The following is a 2,532-nucleotide window of genomic DNA, read 5'->3' on the forward strand; positions in this document are numbered from 1 at the left end:
TGCCACACCGCGAGCATCGCCACCACCATGTCCGCGCCACGCGGCAGACACAGCGCCACCACCGACTCCGTACCCACCCCCACCCCACGCAGATAATGCGCCAGACGATTCGCCCGGCCCACCAACTCCCCATAGGTGAGCGAAACCTCGCCGCACACCAGCGCAACCGCCCCGGGGCCCAACGCCGCACGCTCAGCAATCAGCTCATGCACACCACCCACCACCGGCAACGACACAGCCGTCGCATTCCACCCACGCACCAGCCGCTCATGCTCATCGGCAGCCAGCACCGGCAGCTCACCCAGAGGCCGGCCCGCATCAGTGGCAACCGCATCCAGCACCGACACCAAGTGCCGTGCCATCCGCTCCACCGTCACCGCATCGAACAGGGCGGTGCTGTACTCGATCACACCCGACAGCGCGCCACCGCCGTCCGTCAGCATCAGCCGGAGATCGTACTTGGCGACGACATCGCCTTCGACGCTCCCCAGGGCCAGCCCTTCCGGGCCGCCTTCTGCATCGCTCTGGCGGTCATGAGACGGGTCCCGTGAATCGTGGCTCTGCTGTCCATCCTCGGTGAAGTAGTTGAACAGCACCTGGAACAGCGGACTGCGCGACCGGTCCCGCTCCGTGACGAGTTCGTCCACCAGCTGCTCGAACGGCAGATCCTGGTGGGCGTATGCATTGAGGGCCATCTCCCGTACTCGGCCCAGCAGTTCCTCGAACGTCGGGTCGCCGGACAGATCGGTACGCATCACCAAGGTGTTGATGAAGAATCCGATCAACTTCTCCGTCTCGGCACGGTTCCGGTTCGCGACCGGTGTGCCCACCACCACGTCATCCGTACCCGCGTACCGGCTCAGGAGGACGTCGAAGGCCGCCAGCAGCGTCATGAACATCGTCGTGCCCCTGCGACGGGACAGCTCGCGCAGGGCGTCCGCGGTACGCGCCGGAACCGTGAACTGTGCCATCGCGCCGGCAGGTGACCACACCGCAGGCCGCGGCCGATCCGTAGGCACCTCAAGGGCCGAGGCCCCACGCAACTGTTCGCGCCAGTAGGAGAGTTGTCCCTCCAGAACCTCTCCGTCCAGCCACTCCCGCTGCCACACGGCGAAGTCGGCGTACTGCACGGCAAGCGGCGGCAACGGGTCCGGCTGCCCGGCACGGAAAGCTTCGTAGGCAAGCGAAAGTTCGTCGTTGAAGATTCGCTTCGACCATTCGTCGAAGGCGACGTGGTGCATGGACAGAGCGAGTATGTGCTCGTCAGGCGCCAGCCGGATCAGCAGGCCCCTGATCAGCGGGCCGCCCGCCAAGTCGAAGGGCAGCGCCGCATCCGCGGCCATCAACGCCCAGACAGCTGAACCGCGGTCCTCCTCGCCGGACACGTCGGCCACCGGCAGAGGGAGGGGCGTCGCCGGGTCGATCACCTGGTGCGGCACACCGTCGTCACCGGCCACGAGCCGAGTGCGCAGCACCTCGTGCCGGGCAACGATCGCGCTCAGAGCGGCGCTGAGCGCGGGGATGTCCAGCGCTCCACCGAGCCGAATCGGCATGGGCACGTTGTACTCGACCGAGCCCGGGTCGAGCTGGTCGAGGAACCACAGGCGCTGCTGCGCGAAGGACAGCGGCAACCGTTCGTCGCGGTCGGCGATCGTCATCGGCGGGGCCTGGCCCGCCATCGGCTCCGCCTTGCGGTCGACCAGCAGCTCGATGATTTCGTCCCGGCACCCTTGGAGCTGGGTTCGGAGTTCCTCAGTGAGAACACCCTTGGGCGCGAAGACCCGGAGCCTGCCGTCGACGACGCTGAAGCGGACGCCGCTGTTCTCGAGCTTCTGAAGAAGCCCCACAGGGGAGATGGACATCAGAAAACCCCGTTCTCGTCGGACTCTGCACCCTGCGCGTAACTGTCCAGGCTCTGGATCACGTCGTCTTCCGGCATGTGCTCGATTTCGTACCAGATGCGCTCTTCGACCACGGCCGCCAAGCCCCTCACGGTGGGTTGGTCAAATAAGGCGGAAAGAGGGATCTCGAGCTCGAAGGCGTCCCGGATGCGGGAGGTCACCTGGGTCGCGAGCAGCGAATGGCCGCCCAGCTCGAAGAAGTTGTCCGTGGCGCCGACCCGGTCCACCCCGAGCACCTCGACCCAGAGCCTGGCCAACGCTTCCTCCGCGTCGCCCGACGCAGCCACGAACTCCTCCAGCTGCGGCCGTTCCCCTTCCGGCTCGGGCAGTGCCGTCCGGTCGAGCTTGCCGTTCGGAGTCAGCGGCAACGCCGCGAGCTCCACGAAGGTCGCCGGGATCATGAAGGCCGGTAGCCGCCCCGCCGCAAACTCTCGTATCTCACTGACCGGGGGAATACCCGCGGCCTGATCGGCGGGGACGAGGTAGGCCACCAGGCGACGGTCCTCGACATCCCCGAAGGCCACCACCACGGCACTACGGACCTGGGAGTGGCCGGCCAGCACCGCCTCGATCTCACCCGGCTCGATCCGGAACCCACGCACCTTGACCTGATCATCCGCACGCCCGACGA

The 2,532-nt window shown here is 67.0% G+C and carries 2 protein-coding genes; both read right to left on the minus strand.

Annotation, left to right across the window (positions count from 1 at the left end; translation table 11 throughout):
• Positions 1-1,862 (minus strand): condensation domain-containing protein (locus tag ACFWSK_RS37645; RefSeq protein WP_383796663.1); only part of this gene is annotated, 1,862 nt, incomplete at its 3' end.
• Positions 1,862-2,532: phosphopantetheine-binding protein (locus ACFWSK_RS37650; protein WP_383796666.1), on the minus strand; the 671-nt coding region annotated here is incomplete at its 5' end. The genes ACFWSK_RS37650 and ACFWSK_RS37645, both read right to left, overlap by 1 nt.

The sequence above is a fragment of the Streptomyces sp. NPDC058620 genome (assembly GCF_042717135.1).
In the GTDB taxonomy this organism is placed as follows: Bacteria; Actinomycetota; Actinomycetes; order Streptomycetales; family Streptomycetaceae; genus Streptomyces.